General features: G+C 70.7%; 20 protein-coding genes. 10 read left to right on the top strand and 10 right to left on the bottom strand.

The features are described 5' to 3' along the window. The first annotated feature begins 14 nt into the window (after window positions 1-14). Together OIE67_RS49105 and OIE67_RS49100 are read left to right on the top strand one after the other, a co-directional pair. Window positions 15-746, top strand: coding sequence for a glycosyltransferase family 2 protein (locus tag OIE67_RS49105; RefSeq protein WP_326633574.1), 732 nt, complete (start codon window positions 15-17; stop codon window positions 744-746). A gap of 118 nt (window positions 747-864) precedes the next feature. Further along, on the top strand, window positions 865-1,827 hold the full coding sequence (locus OIE67_RS49100) for a ketopantoate reductase family protein (protein ID WP_326633571.1): 963 nt from the start codon (window positions 865-867) through the stop codon (window positions 1,825-1,827). A 6-nt stretch (window positions 1,828-1,833) separates the two neighbouring features. Here the strand turns inward: OIE67_RS49100 and OIE67_RS49095 are convergent, their stop codons facing one another. Beyond that, window positions 1,834-2,373 (bottom strand): DUF6886 family protein, encoded by a 540-nt coding sequence (locus OIE67_RS49095; protein WP_106247612.1) that lies wholly within the window; start codon window positions 2,371-2,373, stop codon window positions 1,834-1,836. Between the two features lie 73 nt (window positions 2,374-2,446). Between OIE67_RS49095 and OIE67_RS49090 the strand changes: the two genes are divergently transcribed. Further along, window positions 2,447-2,806 (top strand): hypothetical protein, encoded by a 360-nt coding sequence (locus OIE67_RS49090; protein WP_326633568.1) that lies wholly within the window; start codon window positions 2,447-2,449, stop codon window positions 2,804-2,806. Between the two features lie 10 nt (window positions 2,807-2,816). Here the strand turns inward: OIE67_RS49090 and OIE67_RS49085 are convergent, their stop codons facing one another. Further along, window positions 2,817-3,242: a hypothetical protein gene (locus OIE67_RS49085; RefSeq protein WP_326633566.1), complete on the bottom strand. Its 426-nt coding sequence runs from the start codon at window positions 3,240-3,242 to the stop codon at window positions 2,817-2,819. Between the two features lie 62 nt (window positions 3,243-3,304). Between OIE67_RS49085 and OIE67_RS49080 the strand changes: the two genes are divergently transcribed. Then, a complete protein-coding gene (locus OIE67_RS49080; protein ID WP_326633565.1) occupies window positions 3,305-5,206 on the top strand; it encodes a sensor histidine kinase in 1,902 nt (633 codons plus the stop codon). Here OIE67_RS49080 and OIE67_RS49075 read toward each other — a convergent pair. The 3 genes from OIE67_RS49075 to OIE67_RS49065 form a co-directional block, all read right to left on the bottom strand. Beyond that, the gene (locus OIE67_RS49075; protein ID WP_326633562.1) at window positions 5,165-5,650 is read right to left on the bottom strand and encodes an NUDIX hydrolase; all 486 of its coding nucleotides are present in this window, start codon (window positions 5,648-5,650) and stop codon (window positions 5,165-5,167) included. The genes OIE67_RS49080 and OIE67_RS49075 overlap by 42 nt on opposite strands. 101 nt (window positions 5,651-5,751) lie before the next feature. Next, window positions 5,752-6,426 carry an MBL fold metallo-hydrolase gene (locus OIE67_RS49070; protein ID WP_326633560.1) on the bottom strand — a complete coding sequence of 225 codons (675 nt, stop codon included), beginning with the start codon at window positions 6,424-6,426 and terminating at the stop codon, window positions 5,752-5,754. Window positions 6,427-6,501: 75 nt separating this feature from the next. After that, window positions 6,502-6,642, bottom strand: coding sequence for a hypothetical protein (locus OIE67_RS49065; protein WP_181308181.1), 141 nt, complete (start codon window positions 6,640-6,642; stop codon window positions 6,502-6,504). 401 nt (window positions 6,643-7,043) lie between these two features. Here OIE67_RS49065 and rho point away from each other — a divergent pair, with 401 nt between their 5' ends. The 3 genes from rho to OIE67_RS49050 all read left to right on the top strand — a co-directional run bounded on the left by rho (window position 7,044) and on the right by OIE67_RS49050 (window position 11,187). After that, a complete protein-coding gene (gene rho, locus OIE67_RS49060) occupies window positions 7,044-8,150 on the top strand; it encodes a transcription termination factor Rho (protein WP_326633558.1) in 1,107 nt (368 codons plus the stop codon). Window positions 8,151-8,211: 61 nt separating this feature from the next. Beyond that, window positions 8,212-9,264, top strand: a complete 1,053-nt coding sequence (locus OIE67_RS49055) for a putative RNA methyltransferase (protein WP_326633556.1) — start codon at window positions 8,212-8,214, stop codon at window positions 9,262-9,264. Window positions 9,265-9,408: 144 nt separating this feature from the next. Beyond that, window positions 9,409-11,187, top strand: a complete 1,779-nt coding sequence (locus OIE67_RS49050; protein ID WP_326633554.1) for a S9 family peptidase — start codon at window positions 9,409-9,411, stop codon at window positions 11,185-11,187. Window positions 11,188-11,464: 277 nt separating this feature from the next. Here the strand turns inward: OIE67_RS49050 and OIE67_RS49045 are convergent, their stop codons facing one another. Then, on the bottom strand, window positions 11,465-12,556 hold the full coding sequence (locus OIE67_RS49045; protein WP_326633552.1) for a PP2C family protein-serine/threonine phosphatase: 1,092 nt from the start codon (window positions 12,554-12,556) through the stop codon (window positions 11,465-11,467). Between the two features lie 570 nt (window positions 12,557-13,126). Between OIE67_RS49045 and OIE67_RS49040 the strand changes: the two genes are divergently transcribed. Both OIE67_RS49040 and OIE67_RS49035 read left to right on the top strand, forming a co-directional pair. Next, complete coding sequence (locus OIE67_RS49040; protein WP_326633550.1) at window positions 13,127-17,320, top strand: HAMP domain-containing protein; 4,194 nt, start codon at window positions 13,127-13,129, stop codon at window positions 17,318-17,320. Between the two features lie 3 nt (window positions 17,321-17,323). Continuing rightward, a complete protein-coding gene (locus OIE67_RS49035) occupies window positions 17,324-17,953 on the top strand; it encodes a response regulator (RefSeq protein ID WP_106247597.1) in 630 nt (209 codons plus the stop codon). 154 nt (window positions 17,954-18,107) lie between these two features. On the opposite strand, the gene OIE67_RS49030 is transcribed toward OIE67_RS49035, so the two are convergent. Both OIE67_RS49030 and OIE67_RS49025 read right to left on the bottom strand, forming a co-directional pair. Further along, entirely contained in the window at window positions 18,108-19,409 is a 1,302-nt protein-coding gene (locus OIE67_RS49030; RefSeq protein ID WP_407674792.1) for an NYN domain-containing protein, read from the bottom strand. Window positions 19,410-19,589: 180 nt separating this feature from the next. After that, window positions 19,590-21,956 (bottom strand): sigma-70 family RNA polymerase sigma factor, encoded by a 2,367-nt coding sequence (locus tag OIE67_RS49025; RefSeq protein ID WP_326633547.1) that lies wholly within the window; start codon window positions 21,954-21,956, stop codon window positions 19,590-19,592. 163 nt (window positions 21,957-22,119) lie between these two features. Between OIE67_RS49025 and pyrE the strand changes: the two genes are divergently transcribed. Next, the gene (pyrE, locus tag OIE67_RS49020; RefSeq protein ID WP_106247592.1) at window positions 22,120-22,653 is read left to right on the top strand and encodes an orotate phosphoribosyltransferase; all 534 of its coding nucleotides are present in this window, start codon (window positions 22,120-22,122) and stop codon (window positions 22,651-22,653) included. An 80-nt stretch (window positions 22,654-22,733) separates the two neighbouring features. Here the strand turns inward: pyrE and OIE67_RS49015 are convergent, their stop codons facing one another. After that, window positions 22,734-23,219 (bottom strand): hypothetical protein, encoded by a 486-nt coding sequence (locus OIE67_RS49015; RefSeq protein ID WP_326633544.1) that lies wholly within the window; start codon window positions 23,217-23,219, stop codon window positions 22,734-22,736. A 53-nt stretch (window positions 23,220-23,272) separates the two neighbouring features. Then, window positions 23,273-23,986, bottom strand: a complete 714-nt coding sequence (locus tag OIE67_RS49010; protein WP_245956243.1) for a DedA family protein — start codon at window positions 23,984-23,986, stop codon at window positions 23,273-23,275. Between the last annotated feature and the right edge of the window lie 56 nt (window positions 23,987-24,042).

The following is a 24,042-nucleotide window of genomic DNA, read 5'->3' as shown; positions in this document are numbered from 1 at the left end:
AGATCCTTACTTACATGAACAAGCAGCCTTTCGCCGCCAGCGTCAGTGTCATCGTCCCCGCGATGAACGAAGCCGAGAACCTTCCCCACGTCTTCGCCACGCTGCCCGATTGGATCGACGAGGTGATCCTGGTCGACGGCAACTCGACTGACGACACCATCGCCGTGGCGCGCAGGCTGCGCCCCGACCTCAAGGTCGTCGTGCAGACGCGGCGCGGCAAGGGCAACGCGCTCATCGAGGGCTTCCAGGCCGCCCGGGGCGACATCATCGTGATGATCGACGCCGACGGGTCCACCGACGGCAGGGAGATCCGCTCCTTCGTCGCCACGCTCATGAACGGCGCCGACTTCGCCAAGGGCTCCAGGTATGCCCCTGGTGGCGGCTCGGACGACCTCAGTCCGATCCGCTCGCTCGGCAACAAGGTCCTGACCGGGATCACCAACGTCCTCTACCGCACCCGCTACACCGACCTCTGCTACGGCTACAACGCCTTCTGGGCCCGCCACCTCGATGTCCTCGACCTCGACTGCGACGGCTTCGAGATCGAGACGCTGATGAACGTGCGCGCCGCCCAGGCCGGCCTGGTCATCCGCGAGGTCCCCAGCCACGAGCGCTCCCGCATCCACGGCGTGAGCAACCTGCACGCGGTGCGCGACGGCTGGCGCGTGCTCAGGACGATCTGGCGCGAGCGCACCCGCGGGACCGCCGTGACGGCGCAGGCCGCCCAAGTGGCCCTCGCCAAGTGAGGGCGCCAGGCCCGGGCGACAGCGGCCGGGTGACGGTCCAAGGTCCAGGCGACATCCGCCAGGTGACGGTCCGGGGCCCCGGTGGCACGCGGCAAGTGAGGAGTGACATCCTCGGGTAATGCGTTACATAGTGATCGGAGCAGGAGCAGTCGGGGGCACGATCGGAGCCCGGCTCCACCAGGGCGGGCATGACGTGCTGCTCATCGCGCGAGGGCCTCACTACGAGGCCCTCAAGCATGAGGGGCTGCGACTGATCACGCCCGATTCCGACGAGACCCTCCGCGTTCCCGTCGCCGACGGCCCCGTGCCCACGCGCGATGACGACGTGCTGATCCTGGCGACCAAGTCACAGGACACGATCGCCGCGCTGGCCCCCTGGCCCTCCGACCTGCCCGTGGTGTGCGCCCAGAACGGCGTGGCCAACGAGCGCATGACCCTGCGGCGGTTCGAGCGGGTCTACGGCATGTGCGTGTGGCTGCCGGCCCAGATCCCGCATCCCGGCGCCATCGCCGCCTCCGGGCACCCCTACTCGGGGATGCTGCACGTCGGCCGTTATCCACAGGGTGTGGACGACCTCGGCGAGCAGATCGTCACCGACCTCGGCAAGCACGGCCTCCTGGCCCGCAGTTCGCCCGACGTGATGCGCTGGAAATACGGCAAGCTGCTCAGCAACCTGGGCAACGCCGTCGAGGCGCTCGTCGGCCAGGCGCCGGAGCGCACCGAGGTGGTCCGGCTGGCCAGGGCCGAGGCGAGGAACGTGCTGGAGAGCGCCCGCATCCCGTACGCCACCCCCGAGGACGAGGCCGAGATACGCGGCCACAACGTGGACATCCGTCCCATCGACGGCATGGAGCGCGCCGGCGGATCGTCCTGGCAGAGCCTGGCCAGGGGCAGCGGCTCGATCGAGACCGACTACCTCAACGGCGAGATCGTCCTCATCGGCCGCGAGCACGGCGTCCCCGCGCCGGTCAACGAGGTGCTCAGGCGCGAGGCCAACCGGGTCGCCCGCGAGAAGCTGCCGCCCGGCTCGATGTCCGCGCAGAGCCTGCTCGCCCTCATCGGCGAGCGTTCTCCGGCCTGATCCCGCTCACACCGATCCCGCCCGGCGCGCGTTGCGCAGTCTGATCCCGCTGAACTCCAGGGTGCTGGCCGTCACCTCGTTCCAGAACGGCCACAGGTTGTCCAGCACCCTGAGCTGGATCCCCGCCTCCTCGTGCAGCTCGAACAGGTCCCCCACGGGCTCGGGCGGGCCCAGCGGCCGCACAGGGACGGTCGAGACCACCGCGTGCGGCGGGTCCCCGATGGGCGCGAAGCCGTCGGCGGGCAGGCGGTAGGCGAACAGCCGCACGTCCATGATCGCCTTCAGCCAGCCGTACTCGACCGCGTGCACCCGCTCGCCGCACCCCGAGCCGACGATCCTGACCCGGTCGTCCTCGGTGGTGCGGGCTCCGACCCAGGCCATCGCCCGCGGGCAGGCGCGCGGGAACCAGTAGTCGGGGCAGCGCTCCCCGTCGACCGCCCACACGTAGGGCTCACTGCGGACGCTGGTCGGCGCCACGTGCGGAACGAACCGTTCGATGGTGGGGTCCTCGGAGAAATGCAGGACTTCCCCCTGCTCAGGTCTCATGGACGCCATCTTCGCGCATGGAGCGTCGATCTACGGGCAGGGGAAACCCCTCTTACGACAAGGGGTGAGTTGGATGATCGTACTGGGACTGATCCTGATCCTGCTCGCCGGCGGTGCCTTCGCCCTGGTGCTCACGGAAGAGAGCACCAGGTACATCCTGTTCGGCTACACCTTCGAGTTCAACCACGTGGGCATGTTCCTGGCGGGGGCGGCCGCTGCGGCGGTCCTGCTGCTGGGCCTGTGGCTGATGGGCTCGGGTTCGCGCAGGACCGCCAGGCAGCGCCGCCGGCTGCGCAGCGCCAGGGCCGAGACCTCCAGCCGGGTGGCCCAGCTGGAGGAGGAGAAGCGCGACCTGGAGCGGAAGCTGGAGCGCGAGCACACCGCGTCCGACGGCGACCAGCTCGTGGCCCGCGGCGCGCACGAGCGCCCATAGAAGGACGGCACTAGGCGTCGGCGACCTGGCGCGAGGGCAGCAGCTTGCCCTCGCGCCAGAGCGCGATCCCGGTGATCACCGCTCCCAGCCCCTCCCAGAGCCCGACGCCGAAGAACTCGGCGGGCGCCGCGCCGGTCACCACCAGCGTGGTGAAGACGGTGAACGTCACCAGCCGGAACGGCACCGTCCAGCGGAAGAACGGCGTGTAGTCCGCCGCCGCGGCGAAAACGTAGTAGACGCCCATGTTGACCGCCGCCATGGACGAGGCGGCCATATAGACCAGCGTGTAATCCCCGGCGGGCCTGACGTCGAGCACCTCGAAGCCCAGCATGACGAGCAGGGTTCCGGGTGAGATCAGGCCGAGCAGGCCGAGCGCGAAGGCGAGCACGCCAAAGACCCACATGGTCCAGCCGGAGAAAGAACGCGGAAGACGCACAGAAATCCTTCCAAAGGGGGGTGTACTCTGCGAGGCGATCTCATCATGCACCCGGAGGTCGCATGCCCCCCACGCGTGGCCGTCCCATCGCACTCAAACTCCTCATCCTCCTGCTCGTCCCGCTGCTGTCCCTGGTGGGTCTGTGGGCGTTCGCGGCCGGTCTGACCGGCGGCGACGGCGTCCGCCTGCTCACGATCAACGAAATGGCCACGAATCTGGCCGCACCGTCCGAGCGGGTCACCATCGGCCTGCAGAACGAGCGGCTGGCCTCGGTGGAGTTCCTGGTCACCGGTCAGGGCGCGAACGAGATGGCCAGGGAGCGCGGCAGGACCGACCGGGCCGTGGCGGCGTTCCGCGAGCTGGCCAAGCAGCAGCACGAGCTGACGCCCCAGATGACCATGCAGCTCAACGCGCTGATCGGCAAGCTCGACCAGCTCCCCGACGTCCGCCGCGAGGTGGACGGCACCGTCGTCGCGCCGCTCGACGTCATCGACGGCTACAGCCAGATCGTGGACGCGGCCTTCCGCATGTACGACGCCATGGTCCTGGTGCCCGACATGGTGCTCTACCAGCAGGCCAGGGCCGTCACCATGATGGGCGAGGCCAAGGACCTGCTGTCCAGGGAACGGGCGCTGATCGCGATCGCGCTGGCCAAGGGCAGGGTGGAGCCCCGCGAGCGGGAGGCGTTCACGGGGATGGCGGCCACCAGGCGGCTGCTCTTCACGCAGGCGCTGTCGCACCTGGACGGCGACCTGCGCGGCCCGTACGAGAGGCTGTCCACCGCCCCCGTCTACACCGAGTTCATGGCGACCGAGGACCAGATCAAGGGGCCCGCGACCGTCGACGGGCTGCCCGCGAGCGCGGCCACCTGGCCCATCGACGCCCAGAACCTGTGGAACGCCGTCGAGCGCGACCAGGCGCTGGCCGTGCGCGGCATCACCCAGCGGGTGACCCCGACCGCCATCGGCATGCTGGTCAAGCTGGGCGTCGCCGGAGGCGTGGGCCTGATCGCGGTCATCGCCTCCATCATGATCTCGCTGCGCTTCCGCAAGCGCCTGGTGCGCGAGCTGGCCGGGCTGCGCGACGCCGCCACGGAGCTGGCCGAGGTGCGGCTGGCCGGGCTGGTCAAGCGACTGCGCGGCGACGCGGGGCCGCCCACGGCCGAGGAGGTGGCGCCGCTGGAGGTCAAGGCGCAGACATCGGAGATCGTCGACATCGTCAAGGCCTTCAACGACGTCCACGCGACCGCCGTGGAGGCCACCGTGGGCCAGGCCAGGCTGCGCCACGGCGTCAGCCAGGTGTTCGTGAACCTGGCCAGGCGCAACCAGTCACTGCTGCACCGGCAGCTGCTGCAGCTCGACAGCATGGAGCGGGCCACCGAGGCGCCGGAGACGCTGGCGGACCTGTTCAAGCTCGACCACCTCACCACCCGCATGCGCAGGCACGCGGAGAGCCTGATCATCCTGTCCGACCAGACCCCCGGCCGGGGATGGCGCAACCCGGTGCCGATCCACGACGTGCTGCGCGCGGCCGTGGCGGAGGTGGAGGAGTACGAGCGGGTCGAGGTGATGCAGCCGCCGCCGGTCGCGCTGCTCGGCGCGGCGGTCACCGACGTGGCCCACCTGATCGCCGAGCTGATCGAGAACGCCACCCTCTTCTCACCGCCCCAGACCCGGGTGGACGTGCGCTGCGGCAGCACCCCGCACGGGCTCATGGTGGAGATCGAGGACCGCGGTCTCGGGCTGCCGCGCACCGAGCTGGACGAGCTGAACGACCGGCTCGCCAAGACCCCCGAGTTCGACCTGGCCCAGAGCGACCGGCTCGGCCTCTTCGTGGTCTCCAGGCTGGCCGCCAGGCACGGCATCAAGGTCACCCTGGCGCCGTCGCCGTACGGCGGCCTGGCCGCGATGGCCGCCCTGCCGTCAGCTCTCCTGGCCGACCAGCCCGCGATGGCCGGGCGGTAGGTAGGTCAGCCCGCCGGAGGCGCGGGCGGCGGCGGTGGCCAGCAGGCGTTCGTACGCGTGGCCGGCCAGCAGCCCCTCCGCCTCCTCCAGCGTGAAGAAGCCGTAGTCGTCGAGCTCTTCGGCCTGCAGCGAGATCGGCGTGTCCGACGGGACCTCGCCGCAGTCGAACATGAAGGTGACCACCGGGTAGGGCACGTTGGCCAGCCCGTCGACCCAGCTCACGGTCAGCAGCCTGCCGACCTCTACCGAGAGCCCCACCTCCTCGGCCACCTCCCTGGCGCACGCCTGCGCGGGATGCTCGCCCGCGTCGACCATGCCGCCGGGGAACGACCAGTGCTCCCTGTAGTTGGGATCGACCAGGAGCACGCGGCCGTGCTCGTCGGTGATGTACGCCGACGCCCCCGCGATCGCGCGGTGCACCGTGGACCAGAAGTCATCGCTCACACAGGCACTATGGCAGAGCGGGTGGCGACGCCCCTCGCTTCGCCGTGGCGGGTCGCGAGTTCCGTGGTCAACCCCGCCGGGCCCGCTCCCAGGCCGCCCTCTCAGAGACGGAGGAACGGCTCGCTGAAGTGGGCGGTGGCGAGAACGGCGTGTTCGGCCCTCAGCCGGTCGAGCACCTCGGTCCTGGTGCGCGCGGCCGCCTCCTGGTCGTCGTCGTACAGGTAGCGGATACCGGGATCGGCCAGCTGCACGGGGTGCAGGATCAGGTCGCCGGTCATGGCCACCTCGCCGACCCGGGCGATCTGGTGGCCGGGCGTGTGCCCGGGGGCGGCGTGGACGTGGACGCCCGGCGCCACCTCGGCGTCGCCCTCGACGACGTGGAGCTGTCCCTTGATGGTGGTGACGACCTCGTCGAGCATCCGGCCGTTCGCCGCGTCCAGCTCGGCCCGCTGCAGGACGTAGCGGGCGTTCTCGAACGCCGGCCTGCCGTCCGCGACCGTGCCAGAGGCGTGGTCGCTGTGCAGGTGGGTGAGGATGACGGTGGTGACCTCGGCGGGCTCGACGCCCGCGGCGGCCAGCTCGCCGGTCAGGGTGCCGGGGACCGGCGCCCAGCTCGCGGCCGGGGAGTCCGCGGCGCCGATCCCGGTGTCGACCAGGGTCAGCCGATCGGCGGCGTCGCGGATGAGATAGCAGTGGAAGTGCAGGACCCACGGCTCGTCGGGAAGAGCGGACCCGGCGAACATCGTCGCCGGCGGGCGGCGGATCGCCGCTCCCATGGGACCTACGGCGTCACAGAGTGGCGTCACCTCGACGCCGGACACGGTTATCGACTTGTGCGGCACCTGGCCAGACTAGGCGGCGACGGGCTGACGCGGAACGTACTCGTTCTCGACGTCGGCGGCGTAGACGGCGCGGCAGCAGTGTGCGCACCGGTACATGATCGGGCCCTCGTCGAGTTCGTGGTGACAGCGCGGGCAGTTGACGGTCTTCATGATGCTGCTCCCCCAAGGAGTTTTCTGTCGGTCCTATGGAACCCTCATCGAGTTGCAGGGATCCTGCATGCCACTTGACACGATGACGCCGCGTCGATGGGGGTTCTGCGCCTTTCGGTACACCGGAGTGCGGTAATTTTCCTCGCCGTCCGGTGCCGAGAAGAACACTGTCACGCCCCTGCCCGTGAGACGCGGCTCAACACACCAGAACCGCCCGGGAATAGCTCAAGAGGGCTAGGCGTTGTATGGACCGGAAGATGTGGTAGCTTGCCACCAGGCGTAGAGCTTCAAGCTCCGCCGGTCTTCATCAGGTTCGACCCCGTTTCCTCGGGTCCAGCCGTCCTCATCATTTCGCCGGGCCTTCACCTGGCCCAGGCGCGTTTCCCCTGAGGGGTTCCATCATGTCTGTGCAGACCATTCCGCGGCAACGTGATGCCGTACCGGTTCAGCAGGTCAGCGGCCTGCTCGACCTGCGTGACAAATCAGCTTTCATCCGGGCGGGGCAGCTCCCCGGCCCCGGCGACATGCGGGTGCAGGCCGACAAGGCCCGCCAGTACGGCCTGCGGCCCGGCGACCATGTCGTCGCCTCCTTCGCCGGCAACAAGCTCCTCGGCGTCGAGTCCGTCAACGGCTCCGCCGACTGGCGCGGCCGGCCGCACTTCGCCGAACTCACCCCCGTCCATCCGACCGAGCGGCTCAACGTCGAGACCGAGTCGCTCAGCACCCGCGTCATCGACCTCTTCGCCCCCATCGGCAAGGGCCAGCGCGGCCTCATCGTGGCGCCGCCGAAGGCCGGCAAGACGATGGTCCTCCAGGCGCTGGCCGCCGGCATCACCCGCAACCACCCCGAGGCGCACCTGATGGTGGTGCTGGTGGGCGAGCGGCCCGAGGAGGTCACCGAGATGCGCGCCTCCATCAGCGGCGAGATCTTCGCCTCGACCTTCGACCACCCCGACCGCGACCACACCGCCGTCGCCGAGCTGGCCGTCGAACGGGCCAAGCGGCTCGTGGAGGCGGGCCGGGACGTGGTCCTGCTGCTCGACTCGCTGACCAGGCTGGGACGGGCCTACAACAACGTGGCGCCCAGCGGCGGGCGCGTGCTCACCGGCGGCATCGACGCCGCCGCCCTGTATCCGCCCAAGCGCTTCTTCGGCGCCGCCCGCAACGTGGAGGGCGGCGGCTCGCTCACCATCCTCGCCACCGCGCTCGTGGACACGGGCTCGCGGATGGACAACAGCCTGTACGAGGAGTTCAAGGGCACGGGCAACATGGAGCTGCACCTGACCCGCGAACTGGCGGAGCGGCGGCTGTTCCCGGCCGTGGACCTGGACGCCTCGGGCACCCGGCGCGAGGAGATCCTGCTGCACAACGAGGAGCGGCAGGTCATCTGGCGGCTGCGGCGCACGCTCACCTCGCTGGAGAAGCGCCAGGGCCTCGAAGCCCTGATCGAGCGGCTCCGTTCCACCCCCTCCAACGCCGCGTTCCTCCTTGAGGCGCGGGCCGCCTGAGCCCGCCTCACGTGTGTCCGTACGAGACGGTGTACGACAACGGTGCACGACAATGGGCCGCATGCTGGCTGACATCGTCGACTACCTCATCTGTCCCGTGTGCCGCGCCGACGTAGGGCTCGACGGGAGCACGCTGCGATGCGCCGCCGGCCACTCCTTCGACGTGGCCAAGCAGGGATACGTCAGCCTGCTGGTCGGAAACAGGCCGCCGGGCACCGCCGACAGTCGGGAAATGGTGGCCGCGCGGGCCGCTTTCCTCGACCAGGGTCACTACGCGCCACTCATGGAAGCAGTGGCGGAAGCAGTGGCGGAAGCGGTGCGGGCATATGCGACAAGCGACAACGTTCCCAAAAAACATGAGTCCTCTACCGAAACGAATGACGACGGGGAGTTGAGGGCGTACCGTGTTGCGGGAGTGGAGGCCGGTTTCGGCGTGGGACGAGGTGGTCCCGGGCAAGAGCCGGGTTTCGTCGAAGATCGTCGCGTGGAGGGCAGGGCCGCGCCGGTGATCGTCGACGCGGGCACGGGCACCGGACACTATCTGGGGGCCGCGCTCACCGCGATCAACGATGGCATCGGGATGGCGTTCGATGTGTCGAAGCACGCTGTACGCCGGGCGGCACGAGTGCATCCGAGGGCAGGGGCGTTCGTGGCCGACGTGTGGCGTCCGCTTCCCATCAGGAGTGGGGTGGCCGACGTGGTGATCGACGTCTTCGCGCCCAGGAACGGGCCGGAGTTCCGGCGGATCCTGCGTCCTGACGGCGTCGCGGTCGTCGTCACCCCCGCACCGTCGCATCTCAGCCCGCTGGTCGGGGAACTCGGCCTGCTCTCGGTCGATGAGGAGAAAGAGCGCAGGGTGGCTCGCAGCCTGGACGGTTTCGCGGAGTCGGATCGGCGCTCGATCGAGTTCGAGATGGAACTGGAACATGGCGACATCGCCAAAGTCGTCGGGATGGGACCGAATGCATGGCATAACGAGCCAGCCGGGCTTGATGAGCGAATCGCCGCATTTGTCGCTCGAAACGGCGCAGCAGGACAGCGAAAAGTGGTGACGCGCGCGGCCTTCCAGCTGTCTATCTTCGAACCGGTCCCCCGATCAAGACCCGTTACTTGACGGGCATGAGCGACTGGTGTTACTGATGGGGCATTTAGTCCGAAATTCCCCCACATTCTTGGAGTATTTCCCCGACGCAGGCGCAATACTGGACGGCATCCCGCGCCGGGAGGCGCGAGTCACTCAAGGGAGGGGGCGCGTCGGATGAAGGCGGAGGAACGCTGGCAGGCCAGGTTCCGGGCCTCGCGCATGACGCTGCCGTCCTGGGCGCGTCAGGCCCCGAACCGCTCCATCTATCGCTCCAACGCCACCGGCAAGTGGGAGGTCTACGCCTGGGACCGGCTGACCGGCGCCACCCGCCAGGTCACCGACCGGCCCACGGGCACCGCGTACGCCGCGATCGACCCCACCGGCCAGTGGATCTACTGGTTCGCCGACACCGGCGCCGACTTCGGCGAGTGGCGGCGCCAGCCGTTCACCGGCGGCCTCGACGAGCCCGTCGCCCCCGACCTGCCGCCCGGCCAGCCCGGCGGTATCGCCCTGTCCACGACGGGCGTCGCCGCGATCAGCCTGGCCGCGGAGCGGGCCTTCCGCGTCCACCTCGTCCGCGCGGGCGAGCCCACCGAGCTGCTGTACGAGCACACGGAGGCGGCGTGGGTGGCCGCCATGTCGCTCGACGGCTCCCTGATCGCCATCAACCACGGCGAGTACGGTGACTTCCGCCACCCGGCCCTGCGCGTCGTCCGCCAGAACGGCCGCACGGTCGGCGAGCTGCACGACGGCTGCGGCAAGGGCGTGACCGGCCTCGCCTTCGCCCCCGTCGTCGGCGACCGCCGCCTGCTGGCGCTGCACGAGCGCCGCCGGCGTCACGAGCCCCTCGTCTGGGACCCGGTCACCGGCGAGCAGCGCGAGATCTGGCTGCGCGACTCCGGCGACCTGAACGCCGAGTGGTACGACGACGGCCGCGGCCTGCTCATCCTGCGCGACGACCGCGGCCGCAGCTACCTGCACCGCTACGACCTCGCCGGCGGCGGCCTGACCCTCATCGACACCCCGCACGGCGTGATCGAGGAGGCCGCGCCCCGGCCCGGCGGCCAGGTCGAGTACTCGTGGTCGAGCGCCTCGCGCCCGCCGGTCATCCGGTCCAGCACCGGCCAGGTCGTGGTCAACTCCAACGGCCCGCCCGCCCCGCCGAGCGTCCCCGTCGAGGACGTGGACGTCGAGGGCGAGGGCGGCCGCATCCACGCGCTGGTCTCCAGGCCGGAGACCGGCGTGGCGCCCTATCCCACCGTGTTCCTGCTGCACGGCGGCCCGACCTCCCATGACCGCGACGCCTTCTCCCCGGAGGTCGCGGCCTGGGTGGACGCCGGCTTCGCCGTGGTGCGGGTCAACTACCGGGGCTCGACCGGCTACGGCTCGGCCTGGCGCGACGCGCTGCACGGCGACGTCGGCCACATCGAGCTGGCGGACGTCGCGGCCGTCCGGCAGTGGGTGGTCGACCACGGCATCGCCGATCCGGCCAGGACGGTGCTCTCCGGCTCGGCGTGGGGCGGCTATCTGACCCTGCTCGGCCTCGGCACCCAGCCCGAGCTGTGGGCGTGCGGCATCGCCGCGGTGCCGATCGCCTGCCACCAGACGTCGTACGAGGACGAGGCCGAGAGCCTGCGCGCCTTCCACCGCGCTCTGCTCGGCGGCTCCCCGGAGGAGCAGCCGGAACGGTACGCGGCCAGCTCCCCGATCACCTACGTCGACCGGGTCAAGAGCCCGCTGCTGATCCTGGCCGGCGACAACGACGCGCGCTGCCCGCTGCGCCAGATCGAGAAGTACGTGGCCAAGCTGGCCGAGAACGGCCTCGAACACGAGGTCTACATGTACGACTCGGTCCGGGGCGCCCTCGTGGTCGCGGAACGGCTGGCCCAGACGGCACTGCAGCTGGAGTTCGCCCGCAAGCACGTGAGCACGGCCTGGCGACCGGTCTGCTGACCCTCCCGGGCCCCGCACGCCGGGCGACGTTCCTCCCGGGCCCCGCACGCCGGGCGACGCTCCTCCCGGGCCCCGGAGGCCGGGCGACGCTCTTCTTGGCCGCGCGCCTCCGGGTGAGGTCCCCCCGCCGCGCGCTCCTTGGCCGCATCCCCTGACTGGCCTCTTGACCTGCGGCCGTTCCGCCTGTCATCATCACGGCCACCCGCAAGTAGCCGGAGGGCACACATTGAGCACCACCCGTGAGGGCCCCTGGTCGGCGACGTCCCAGGACCGGGCTCTAGCGGGCGCGCAGGACCACGATGGCCAGGTCGTCGGCGCTGGGCTCGGAGGCGAAGTCGGCCGCGCCCCTGCGGATGCGCTCGGCCACCGCCCTGGCCGACAGCCCGGCGCACTCGGCCAGCAGCTTGGCCAGGCCCCCGTCGTCGTCGAGGAGCCGCCCGCCCGAGCGCCGTTCCGTCACCCCGTCCGTCACCGCCAGCAGCACGTCACCGGGATCCAGATGGATGGTGTCGGCCTCGAACATGACCTCGTGGAAGACCCCGAGCAGCGACTGCGGCGTGGTCACGGCCTCGACCTTGCCGCTCGCCCTGAGCCGCAGGGCCTCGGGATGACCGGCCGAGACGAGGCGTACCTCCAGCCCGTCGGGCACGGGCGTGATGTCGCCGTGCAGCAGCGTGAGGAACCTGGCCCGCTCACCCTCCTCCAGGATCGCCTGGTTGAGCCGGCCGAGCACCGCCGCCACACCGTAACCCTCGCGGGCCAGCAGCCGCAGCGTGTGGCGGGCCAGCCCGGTCACGGCGGCGGCCTCCGGGCCGGTGCCGCAGACGTCGCCGATGGCGAAGCGCCAGGAGTCGTCGCCCGCCTTGAACAGGTCGTAGAAGTCGCCGCCGACCTCGTTGGCCTCGCCCGCGGGCTCGTAGATGACGCCGTAGTCGAGCCCGGGGACCTCGGGCTCGTTGGGCGGGAGCAGGCTGCGCTGCAGCGCCCGGTTGGCGGCGGCCTGCTGGGCGTAGAGCCTGGCGTTGTCCATGGCGAGGGCGGCGCGCCTGCCGATGTCCTCGGCGAACTGGATGACCTCGTCGGGGAAGCGGTCGGGCCGGCCCAGGCACATCATGCCGAGACCGCGCCCGCGCGCGGTCAGCGGCACGGCCAGCACCTGCGAGTCGGGCAGGTGGATCGTGGAGGTGACCCGGGTGTCGGCGGCGTCGATGTCCATCTCGGCGAGCTGCTCGCGCAGGCCGTCGATCCTGGCCTCGTCGGCGTGCCAGAGGTAGACCAGCCGCAGCGGCCCGGAGTGGTCGGAGGTGTAGACGGCGCACCAGTTGGCCAGGCGCGGCACCACGACCTGGGCGATGATGGCCGGCACCATGTCGGGGTCGAGCGTGCCCGCCAGCAGGTCGCTGGCGTCGGCCAGGAACCCCAGCCAGTGGGGCCCTCTGCTGCTCTCCTCCAGCCATTCGGCGGCGACCCGGTCCGCGGAGCCAGGTAGCGTGAGCCTAGCCCAATGGACACGGGAATCACCCGCAAAGGTGACTCCCCATTCCTCTACGTTGACAGAAGGGGGTTTCGGATCGCCCTGGGAAAGGTTTCGCTGCCGCAACTCCACTTGGACTGCGTCCCCGAAATGCTTCCAAATCACCTCAAACGGCTCGTCAGCGACCTGTTCGGTCAGGTCTCCTGCGACCTGCTCGGCGATATGGAGCACGCCTCCGGTGGCCCACGCGGTCATCACCTCGCGCGTGAACCTCATCGCAGACGTCACAGCGGTATCGCCGGGCGCGAACGTCGCAGCGAGCACCGCATGGGGAGAAGCAGTCATCCACACGTGCCTACCACACTTCCCGCTGACTTGGGGTAAATCCAAGGGCAGGACTACGAGCTACTCATCGTGACAGACTTGAATCACTCGCCGGAGCCAGGTGCGAGTGAAGGAGGCCCCATGACCACGGCCAAGGCCGCGCCAAGCCCGGAGGAGAGGACTTACACCGAGTCGGATCTCGTGCCCATCCTGGAGACTCTCTTCTCCTGGCGTGACGGCGACTTCCGGCGGCGGGTTCCTCATGCGCCTCCCGGCATTCTCAGCGAGGTGCGGCTGCTGCTCAACGAAGTGGCCGACCGTCGCGAGCACCTCGCCAACGAGCTGGTACGCGTGCGTAAAGAAGTGGTCAAGGATGGCCGCTTCGGCGAGCGGCTGACGCCCGGCCCCGGTGTCGGCGCGTGGGCGGAGAGCGTCGAGTCGGTCAACATGCTGATCGACGCCCTGGTGAGCCCGGTGAGTGGCGCGGCCGACGTCATCGACGCGGTGGCCAAGGGAGACCTGTCCCGGCGGATCGACCTCGACCGCTCAGCCCGCGGCGAGGTGCGCCGGCTGGGCAAGGCCATCAACGGCATGGTCGACCAGCTCGCGCTGTTCAACTCCGAGGTCACGAGGGTGGCGCGCGAGGCGGGCACCGAGGGCCGGCTGGGCGGCAGCGCCAACCTGCGCGGCATGTCCGGCAGCTGGCGCGACCTCACCGAGGCCGTCAACACGATGTCGTCGCGCGTGGCGGCCCAGGTGCGCGACATCGCCGTGGTGACCACCGCGGTGGCCAAGGGCGACCTGAGCCGCAAGGTCACGGTCGACGCCGTGGGCGAGATGTTCGAGCTGAAGAACACCGTCAACACGATGGTCGACCAGCTGTCCGGCTTCGCCGAAGAGGTGACCCGCGTCGCCCGCGAGGTCGGCACCGAAGGGCAGCTCGGCGGCCAGGCGCAGGTGACCGGCGTGTCGGGCGTCTGGAAGGACCTGACCGACAACGTCAACTTCATGGCCAACAACCTGACCTCCCAGGTACGCAGCATCGCGACCGTGGCGACGGCGGTGGCCCAGGGCAACCTGTCGAAGAAGATCACGGTGGACGCACAGGGCGAGATCCTGCAGCTGAAGGACACCCTCAACACCATGGTCGACCAGCTGTCCTCCTTCGCCGACGAGGTCACCCGCGTCGCCCGCGAAGTGGGCACCGAGGGCAAGCTGGGCGGCCGGGCCGAGGTGAAGGGCGTGTCGGGCGTCTGGAAGGACCTCACCGACAACGTCAACTCCATGGCGAACAACCTGACCTATCAGGTCCGCAACATCGCCCAGGTGACCACGGCCGTGGCCAACGGCGACCTCACCCGCAAGATCGACGTCGATGCCCAGGGCGAGATCCTGGAGCTCAAGTCGACCATGAACACGATGGTCGAGCAGCTGTCCTCGTTCGCCTCCGAGGTGACCCGAGTCGCCCGCGAGGTCGGCACGGAGGGCCAGCTCGGCGGCCAGGCGCAGGTGCGCGGCGTGTCCGGGGTCTGGAAGGACCTCACCGACAACGTCAACTCGATGGCCAACAACCTGACCTCGCAGGTGCGCCAGATCGCGGCGGTGTCGTCCGCGGTGGCGCAGGGCAACCTGTCGAAGAAGATCACGGTGGACGCGCAGGGCGAGATCCTGCAGCTGAAGGACACCCTCAACACCATGGTCGACCAGCTGTCCTCCTTCGCCGACGAGGTCACCCGCGTCGCCCGCGAGGTCGGCACGCAGGGGCAGCTCGGCGGCCAGGCCAGGGTGAAGGGCGTGTCGGGCGTCTGGAAGGACCTCACCGACAACGTCAACTCCATGGCGAACAACCTGACCTATCAGGTCCGCAACATCGCCGAGGTGACCACCGCGGTGGCCAACGGCGACCTGACCCGCAAGATCGACGTCGATGCCCAGGGCGAGATCCTGGCCCTCAAGACCACCGTCAACCGGATGGTCGACCAGCTGTCCTCGTTCGCCTCCGAGGTGACCCGAGTCGCCCGCGAGGTCGGCTCCGACGGCCAGCTCGGCGGTCAGGCCCGGGTCGAGGGCGTCGAGGGCACCTGGAAGCGGCTCACCGAGAGCGTCAACGAGCTGGCCGAGAGCCTCACCACGCAGATCCGCGCCATCGCGACCGTGACCAGCGCCGTCGCCCGCGGCGACCTGACCCGCTCGATCGCCGTCGAGGCGCAGGGCGAGCTGGCCGAGCTGAAGGACAACATCAACTCGATGGTGGGCAGCCTGCGCGAGACCACGCAGGCCAACCAGGAGCAAGACTGGCTCAAGTCCAACCTGGCCCGCATCTCCCGGCTCATGCAGGGCCACCGCGACCTGCTCGAAGTGGCCAAGCTGACGATGAGCGAGCTGACCCCGCTGGTCTCGGCCCGCTACGGCGCCTTCTACAGCATCGACCCCGAGGGCGACCACGAGCTGATCCTGATCGGCGGCTACGGCGTGCGTCCCGACCGGGGCCCGCGCCAGCGCTTCGGGATCGGCGAGGGCATCGTCGGGCAGGCGGCGGCCGAGGGCCGGCACATCGTCCTCGACGACGTGCCGCCGCAGTTCATCACCATCGACAGCGGGCTCAGCCGCTCGACGCCGGCGCAGATCGTGGTGCTGCCGATCCTGTTCGAGAACCGCGTGCTGGGCGTGCTGGAGCTGGCCTCGTTCACGCCGTTCGGCGAGGTGCACCTCGACTTCCTGACCCAGCTCGTCGAGACCATCGGCGTCACGATGAACACCATCATCGCCAACTCCCGCACCGAGGACCTGCTGACCGAGTCCCAGCGGCTCACCCGCGAGCTGCAGGAGCGCTCCGACGAGCTGCAGCGCCAGCAGGAGGAGCTGCGCAGGTCCAACGCCGAGCTGGAGGACAAGGCGGCGCTGCTGGCCAAGCAGAACCGCGCGATCGAGATCCAGAACTTCCAGATCGAGCAGGCCAGGCGGACGCTGGAGGAGCGGGCCGAGCAGCTCGCGGTGTCCTCGCGCTACAAGTCCGAGTTCCTCGCCAACATGTCCCACGAGCTGCGCACGCCGCTCAACAGCCTGCTGGTGCTGGCCAAGCTGCTGACCGAGAACGCCGAGGGCAACCTGACCTCGCAGCAGGTCGAGTTCGCCAGGACCATCCACAGCGCGGGCTCGGCGCTGCTCCAGCTGATCAACGACATGCTCGACCTGTCGAAGGTCGAGGCGGGCCGGATGGACATCCATCCGATCCAGGTGTCGCTGCCGAAGATGGTCGACCTGCTGGAGGCCGCGTTCGCGCCGCTGGCCCAGGACAAGGGCCTGTCGTTCAGCGTCGACGTCGACTCCGACGTGCCGCACGAGCTGCGCGCCGACGAGCAGCGCCTGCAGCAGGTGCTGCGCAACCTGCTGTCCAACGCGGTGAAGTTCACGCCGCGCGGCGAGGTGAAGCTGCGCATCACGAAGCCGCCGGCGGGGGTCGAGTTCGACGACGACACCCTGCACGAGGCCGACGACCTGATGGCGTTCCAGGTGATCGACACCGGCATCGGCATCGCGCCCGACAAGCGCGACGTCATCTTCGAGGCGTTCAGGCAGGCCGACGGCACCACGAGCAGGAAGTACGGCGGCACCGGCCTGGGCCTCGCGATCTGCCGCGACATCGCCCGGCTGCTCGGCGGCGAGATCCACGTGGACAGCGAGCTGGGCAAGGGCAGCACGTTCACGCTATACCTGCCGGCCTCCTACACCGGTCCGCTGGCCGCGACCGACGGCGGGGCGGCGACCCGCCGCCAGCTCATGGCGCCGCCGTCGGACGACAGCTCCGCCGCCACGCCCGAGCCGCCGCTGCCGCTCGACCTGCCGATGCCCGAGCTGGTCGAGCCGCCGGTCGAGACGCCCAGCCAGTGGCAGGGCGACGACCCGCTCAGCGGCGCCAAGATCCTCATCGTGGACGACGACATCCGTAACGTCTTCGCGCTCACCAGCGTGCTGGAGCGACACGGCTCGACCGTCGTCTACGCTGAAAACGGACGGGAGGGTATCGAGCAGCTCGAACGGAACGAGGATGTCGCGCTCGTACTGATGGACATCATGATGCCGGAGATGGACGGCTGGGCCACGACCTCGGCCATCCGCCGCATGCCGCAGTTCGCGGACCTGCCGATCATCGCGCTGACCGCCAAGGTCATGCGGGGCGATCGGGAGAAGAGCATCGCCTCGGGCGCGTCCGACTACGTGCCCAAGCCGGTCGACGTGGACCGCCTGCTCGAACGCCTGCGCGGCTGGCTCAGCCGCGGGCGGGGTTCCGCGTCCGAATCCTCGCCGTCCGCCTCGTCAGCCGAAGGGTCGTGATCGATGCCGGATCGTGCCAAGATCCTCCTCGTCGATGACCGCGAGGAGAACCTGATCGCGCTTGAGGCCATCCTCAGCTCCCTCGATCTGGTGCCCGTACGCGCCAGGTCGGGCGAGGAGGCGCTCAAAGCGCTGCTCAACACCGAGTTCGCGCTGATCCTGCTGGACGTGCGCATGCCCGGCATGGACGGTTTCGAGACGGCCGCGCACATCAAGCGGCGGGAGCGCACCCGCAACATCCCGATCATCTTCCTGACCGTGGTCGACAGCGCTCCCGACTACGCCTTCCGCGGTTACGCCGCGGGCGCGGTCGACTATCTGACCAAGCCGTTCGACCCGTGGGTGCTGCGGGCGAAGGTGTCGGTCTTCTCCGAGCTGTACAACATGAACAAGCGCCTGGCCGAACAGGCGAGCCTGCTGCGCGACCGCGTCAACGGCGAACTGCCGCCGGGGGCGGGCGACCACGCGTCGGTGCTGCCTGAGCTGTCGCGGCGGCTGACGGCGGTGGAGGACGAGCTGGCCCGGGTCAGGGAGCTGGCCCGCAAGTCCCAGGATCCGGCGCTGTCGGTGCCGCTGGCCGACCTGAACGAGCGCCTGGGTCATCTGCGCGCCGGCTTCGACGCGCTCTCCTGATCCCTCCCGCTCCGCCCCCGGGACATCCGCCGCCCGGGGGCGCTTCCGTGTGCCGGGTCAGGCGGGCCTCAACGACGGGGCGGGGCCGATCCGCGGGCGCGGTCCTCAGCGACGGGCGACGTCGCTCTCAGCGGCCTGCGGGGCGCCCGGGGCGTTACTGACGGGCGCGTTCCAAAGCGTCCCAGAAGCCGCGTCGCAGGGCGTGGCGTACCTCGTCGTGCAGCAGGAAGTCGATCGGCAACGACGATCCCTGCAGCAGCCGCGCCTCCAGATCGGACGGCATGCGCGGTTTGCGCGCCAGGACCGCCTCCAGCCACAGCGCGGGCGCGTCGCGGGCGACGGAGTCGCCGAAGTCGTGGCCTTCGCGGTGGGCGGCCTTGACGGCGTCGGACAGCGTGGTGGCGCCCGCCGTGGCCGCGGGCTGCGCGACGGGGGCCGGCTGCGGCCCGGTGTAGGGGCCGAGCTGCGCGGGCTGGTAGGCGCCGCTGGACGAGGTGGAGAACTGGCCGGTGGTGGGGCTGGACTGCTGGGACTGCGCCTGGATCGGCCCGGTGGCCGGGGCGGCGGGCGGCGGCTGCTCCTGCGGGTAGGCCGGCTGCTCCTGCTGGTAGGAGTAGGTCGGCAGCGCGGGCGGCGGCGTCTGCGCGCGTCCGCCGGAGTGCCCGTTGGACGACGGCTGGCCGTTGTGGGCGGCCGAGCCGGCCGCGTGGCTGCCCGAGTGGCTGCCGGTATGACTGCCAGTATGACTGGTCGTGTGGCCGCCGGTGTGGCTGCTCGTGTGGCCACCCGTGTGGCCGCCCGTGGTGGAGGGCAGCGACGAAGGGGGCAGGGACGGCTGCGGCGCGGGCGGCAGCGAGTGGGAGCCGTGGCCGTTGCTCGCGGGCTGGTGGTGGCCGTTGGACGACTCGGTGATGCCGGTCAGCGTGCTGACATAGGGGCGCAGGTGGACCGCTCCCAGCTCGACCAGGTCGTCGCACTCCTGCCGGAGCGAGCGCGAGACGGCCCAGCCGCCGTCGGCCGCGATGTGGATGACGCTCACCCTGATGCCGAGGTCCTGGGCGTCGCACACGACCTGCGCCAGGTCCTCGTCGCCGCTGACCACGACCGCGTCGCAGATGGCGTTGTTGCGGGCGAGCGTCATGAGGTCGCGGTGCACCTGGGCGTCGACGCCCTCGCGCCGGCCCGGCCGGATGCGGGACAACCTGAGCTTGAGGCCCGGTATGTCGGCCAGCGCGTCGTGCTCGGGAGTGCGCCGGCCCTCGACCGTCGCCTCATACCAGTAGCATCGCAGCAGCGGCAGGCCGGTGCGTTCGCGCGACAGGTTGGTCATCAGCTGCAGCAGCCCTGGATAGTCCCAGGAGACCGCTTCGCGATGCCGTGTGCCGTGCACGGCCATCGCCCCGTCCGCCAGCAGATAGCCAGCGTCCACGAACAGCGCACAGCGATCCACTGACACCGCCCCTTTCCTGGTGGTCCGACCTTGCTGGCTCTGCACCGTCAGAGACCGGACTCGGCGGCCCTCTCTCAGGGTAATGAAAGCAGGTGATCGCGCGAGGGTTAATCCCGACGATTCGGCCCTCGCTCATAGCCGCGCCTGACCAATCAGGCAGACCGTACCAGTTTGTCCCATTCGCGGTCACGACCTCGCCCGCACACTCAGCGCGGCGACCCCGAACAGGACCACGTCCTTGTCCGTGACGATCGTCAGCGCGGGGTCCACACCGAGCTCCGCGCCGACCGTGTCGACGTCCACGCCGAACGTCATCTCCGCCACGCCGTTCGACGAGCCGTCGAAGACGTTCGACAGGGCGCGCTCGCCGCCGGCGGGGGTCAGCGCGCCGGACCCGAGCGCGACCTTGTCGCCCTTGAGGTCGGCGTCGCCCTCCCAGGTGACCAGCTCGACCCGCGCGGGCGCGGCCGCCGGGCGCAGCCCGCCGAGCGGGATCCGCAGCCGCCGCGCGCCGCCGCCGACGACGGCCGCCGTGTCCAGCACCACGGCCTGGCTGTACGACTCCGCCGGATCGGTCACGATCAGCACCAGGCTCCATCCCGCATGGCGTGACACCCCTTCCTTCATGGGGGCGTCGGCCGCCCACCAGGTGCCGTTCGCGCGTGCGTCGCCGACCAGCTCGCTCACGTCGGCGAACGCCTGGTAGACGGGCCCCAGCGGCAGCTCGCGCACCGTCACCTGGCCGGGCCGCACGGTCAGGTACTTCTTGCGCCCCGGCGGCCGGAGCTTGATCGGCCCGGCCTGCTCGCCCGTCGCCGACCAGTAGAGCCCGGCCCACACGACCTCGCCGCCCTTCGGCACGGACAGCTCCGCCCGGCTGGAGGAGGCGGTGTCGGAGCGGTCGTCCTGGTCGAGCGCGGTCATCGGCCACAGGTCGTTGTCGCGCTGGGCTCCCTCGCGCCGCCTGGCCTCCAGGCAGCCCGCGCGCTCCTGCGGGCAGCTCAGCAGCGCGTTGCCGATCGCGCGTACGGTCACCTTGCCGTCGGTGGCGAACCTGGCGGGCGCGCCCGACCCGCGTACCCCCGTCTCGGCTTTGGCCAGCACCCGCAGCGGGCCCGCCGCGATCCGGACGGCCGGCCCCGGGCCCTGCGGCGCCTCGTCGGCCACCAGCACCCGCAGGAACACCGTGGTGCCCTGCCCGGCCGCCAGGGCCTTCCTGGCGCACCGCGCGCCGCCCTCCGCCGGGCGGCAGGCCCAGCCGTCCACCGTCCCCACCGTGCCTCCGGTGCCCGCGAGCGCCGCACTGTGGCCGCGTCGCGCGGAGGGCACGAGGGTGACGCCGGGCGGGAGGTCCACCTGCGCGGCCAGCTCCGCGCTGGGGGCGTCGCCGTAGTTGCGCAGGCGCAGGGCGAGGATGCCGGGCTGGGCGCGGACGAGGGAGCCCAGCGCGTCGATCGTGGCCCGCAGCCGGGCCCGTCCCGGCCGGTCCTTCCTGACGGGGGGCGGCACCTGGGCCGGCCGCTCGCTCGGCGGCGGCACCCGCACGCGTACCCGGGCCGGGTCGTCCTTGGCGGGAGGCTGCGCGACCCGCGGCGCCTCGGAGGAGCGCACGACCGGCCGCTCGCCGGAGACCGGCAGCAGCACGGCGGCCGCCGCCACCGCGGCCGCCACGCCCATCGTGAGGCCGGCCGCCGCCGCCTGCCGCCCCTTCGGCGCCCGCCGCAGCCACCCGAGCGCCCGCAGCACGCCGCCCGCTCGGCCGCCCGCGAGGGACGTCCTGGCCAGCGCCGCCGCGTAGCCGCCGAACAGCGGCCCGGCGATGAGGGGCCCGACCATGACGCGCAGCCCGCGGTTGACGTCGGTCAGCTCCAGCAGGACGCCGTGGCACTCCTCGCAGCCGTCCACGTGCTCGTCGATCGCCTTGGAGTCGCGCCTGGCCAGCCCGCCGCGCACGTAGGCACCCATCTTGGCCAGCATCGGGCGGCATTCGTGCTCCGGCAGCGTCCCCAGGTGCAGCTGCAGGTACGCCTGCCGCAGCCCCTCCCTGGCCCGGTAGGCCAGCGCCGCCACGCCGTTGGCCGACAGCCCCAGCAGCGGCGCCACCCCGGCCGGCTTGAGCCGCTCGACCTCGGTGTGCCACAACACCGCCCGCCAGCGCTCGGGCAGCGACAGGAAGGCCCTGGCGATCAGCGACTTCTCCAGGCCGACGAGCGCGGGGTCGACGAAGGGCACGCCCGGGTCGTACAGCTCGATCTCGCCCGTGGTCACCTGGCGGCTCTCGACCCTGGAGCGGTCGTAGACCGTGCGCCGCACGACGGTGAGCAGGTAGGTGCGGAACCCGGAGTCGGGGCCGCCGCCCCTGCCCACGAGATCGAGGATCTTCGTGAACGACTCCGCGACCACGTCCTCCACCTCGGCGCCCCTGACGAGCTGCCGGGTCAGCGCGCGGGCGGCGGCGACGTGGCGCTCGTAGAGCTCCCCGTACGCGGCGGCGTTACCCGCCCTTACCGCCTGAAGCAGCTCTGCATCGCTCTGCGGCGTTTCGACACCCATAGTGACCTCACGATTACGCGGGGTTGCCCCGCGCAATCATTCCGCATTCCCCGTCATGACTAAACCGCGTCGGCGGCTTTACTCGCGGAGCGGCCGGGGACGGCCTGGCCGGAGGCGGCAGGGGGCGGGCGTCGGCGCTGATCAGGACCATAAGCTTGGACCCATGACGGATCGCGACAACCTCCTGGCCGAGATCAAGCGCAAGGCCATCGTGCACGGCAAGGTCATCCTGTCCTCGGGCAAGGAGGCCGACTTCTACCTCGACCTGCGGCGGATCACGCTCGACGGGGTGGCCGCGCCGCTCGTCGGCAACGTGATGCTCGACCTGACGGCCGACCTCGACTACGAGGCGGTGGGCGGGCTCACGATGGGGGCCGACCCGGTGGCCGCCGCGATGCTGCACGCCGCGGCGGCGCGGGGGCGTGCGCTGGACGCGTTCGTGGTGCGCAAGGCGCAGAAGGCGCACGGCATGCAGCGCCGCATCGAGGGGCCCGAGGTCAAGGGGCGGCGGGTGCTGGCCGTCGAGGACACCTCGACGACGGGCTCGTCACCGCTGACGGCCGTGGAGGCGCTGCGTGAGGCGGGCGCCGAGGTGGTGGCCGTGGCGACCATCGTCGACCGGGGGGCCAGGGAGCGGGTCAACGCCGAGGGCCTCGACTACCGCACCGCCTACACCCTGACCGACCTCGGGCTCTGAACTCGGGCTCTGAACTCGGCCTCTGACCACGGGGACTCGCCGACCAGGAGGGCCGGGCGGCAGGGGCGGCCGGACGGCGATCAGCCGGAGTCGGAGTCGGACTCGGCCGGGGTGGCGGGCTTTTTCGGGCCCCGGACGGTGAAGGCTTCCCGGGCACCCGGCTTGCCTTGTTCGCGTAGTTCGCCGTTCTCCGTGACGCGCACCGTACCGGCGTCGCTGAGCACCACGTCGAGCTCCGGCTCGAAGTAGCTGACCTCCTCGCCCCTGCCCATCTCCCGGTACTGCAGCACGTCGCCGCCGGGCACCCGGACGGTGACGAGGGGGCAGGTCTCCGCGAGGCATTCGATCCGGACGGTCGGCGCCTGCGCGGTGGCAGCCGGTTCCGCGGCCTCGGCGGTGGTGTCCGTGGCCGGGGCTGAGGCGGGCTCACGCTCGGGCGGTGCCGTGGCGTCCGAGCCGACCAGCGCGACACCGCCGATGACCAGCAGTGTCACCACGACCCCCGCCCCCACCAGGAGGAGCGCTAATCGGGCGATGCCCATCGGTTCTGAGCTGTGGCGTCCCACAGTGGGCAGCGTACCCGCTGATGATCCTCCGCCCCACCGCCGTCGGCGCCGGCTCAGAGCTGGTTGTCGCCCGCCTGGCCCACGCGGTGGTGCTTGCCGTTGGGCACGGGGAGCGACCTGGCCGCTCTGCGGTGCTTGATCGCCTCCACGAAGATCGGGATTAGCGAGATGAACACGATCACGAACACGCCCGGCAGGATGTACTTGTCGATCTGCTTCGGGTCGACCTGGCCGCCGAGGAAATGGCCGAGCAGGATGAGGCCCTCGACCCAGACGACGCCGCCGACCACGTTCCAGATGAAGAATCGCCTGGAGCTCATCTCCAGCACGCCCGCGACCGGATTCATGAACGTGCGGACGATCGGCACGAACCTGGCCAGGATCACCGCCTTGGCGGGCCCGAACTTCTCGAAGAACTCCTCCGCCCGCAGCACGTGCTCCTTCTTGAACAACCGCGAATCGGGTTTGTCGAAGAGCCGGCGGCCGAACCGGGCGCCCAGGAAATGCCCGAGCTGGGCGCCGGCGACGGCGCACAGCGGCGTGCCGATCAGCAGCACGGGCAGGGACAGGGGGGCGATGTTCATTCCCGCCGCCACCGAGGCCGAGCTGAAAATCCCCGCGGCCACGAGCAGCGAGTCGCCGGGCAGGAAGAACCCGAGCAGCAAACCCGTTTCGGCGAAGATGATCGCGAGAACGCCGATGGTGGCGAATGCACCGAGAATGGTGAGCCACCATGTCGGGTCGAGGAGATTCAAGAGCCAGTCCACGCCGAGAGCCTACTATTGACGAGCTCTTCTGGCTGAAGCCCGAAGATTCTGGCCTG

This window comes from Nonomuraea fuscirosea, from assembly GCF_035917475.1.
In the GTDB taxonomy this organism is placed as follows: domain Bacteria; phylum Actinomycetota; class Actinomycetes; order Streptosporangiales; family Streptosporangiaceae; genus Nonomuraea; species Nonomuraea fuscirosea.
Note: the sequence above shows the minus strand (reverse complement) of the source record. Positions and strands in the feature narration are given on the sequence as shown.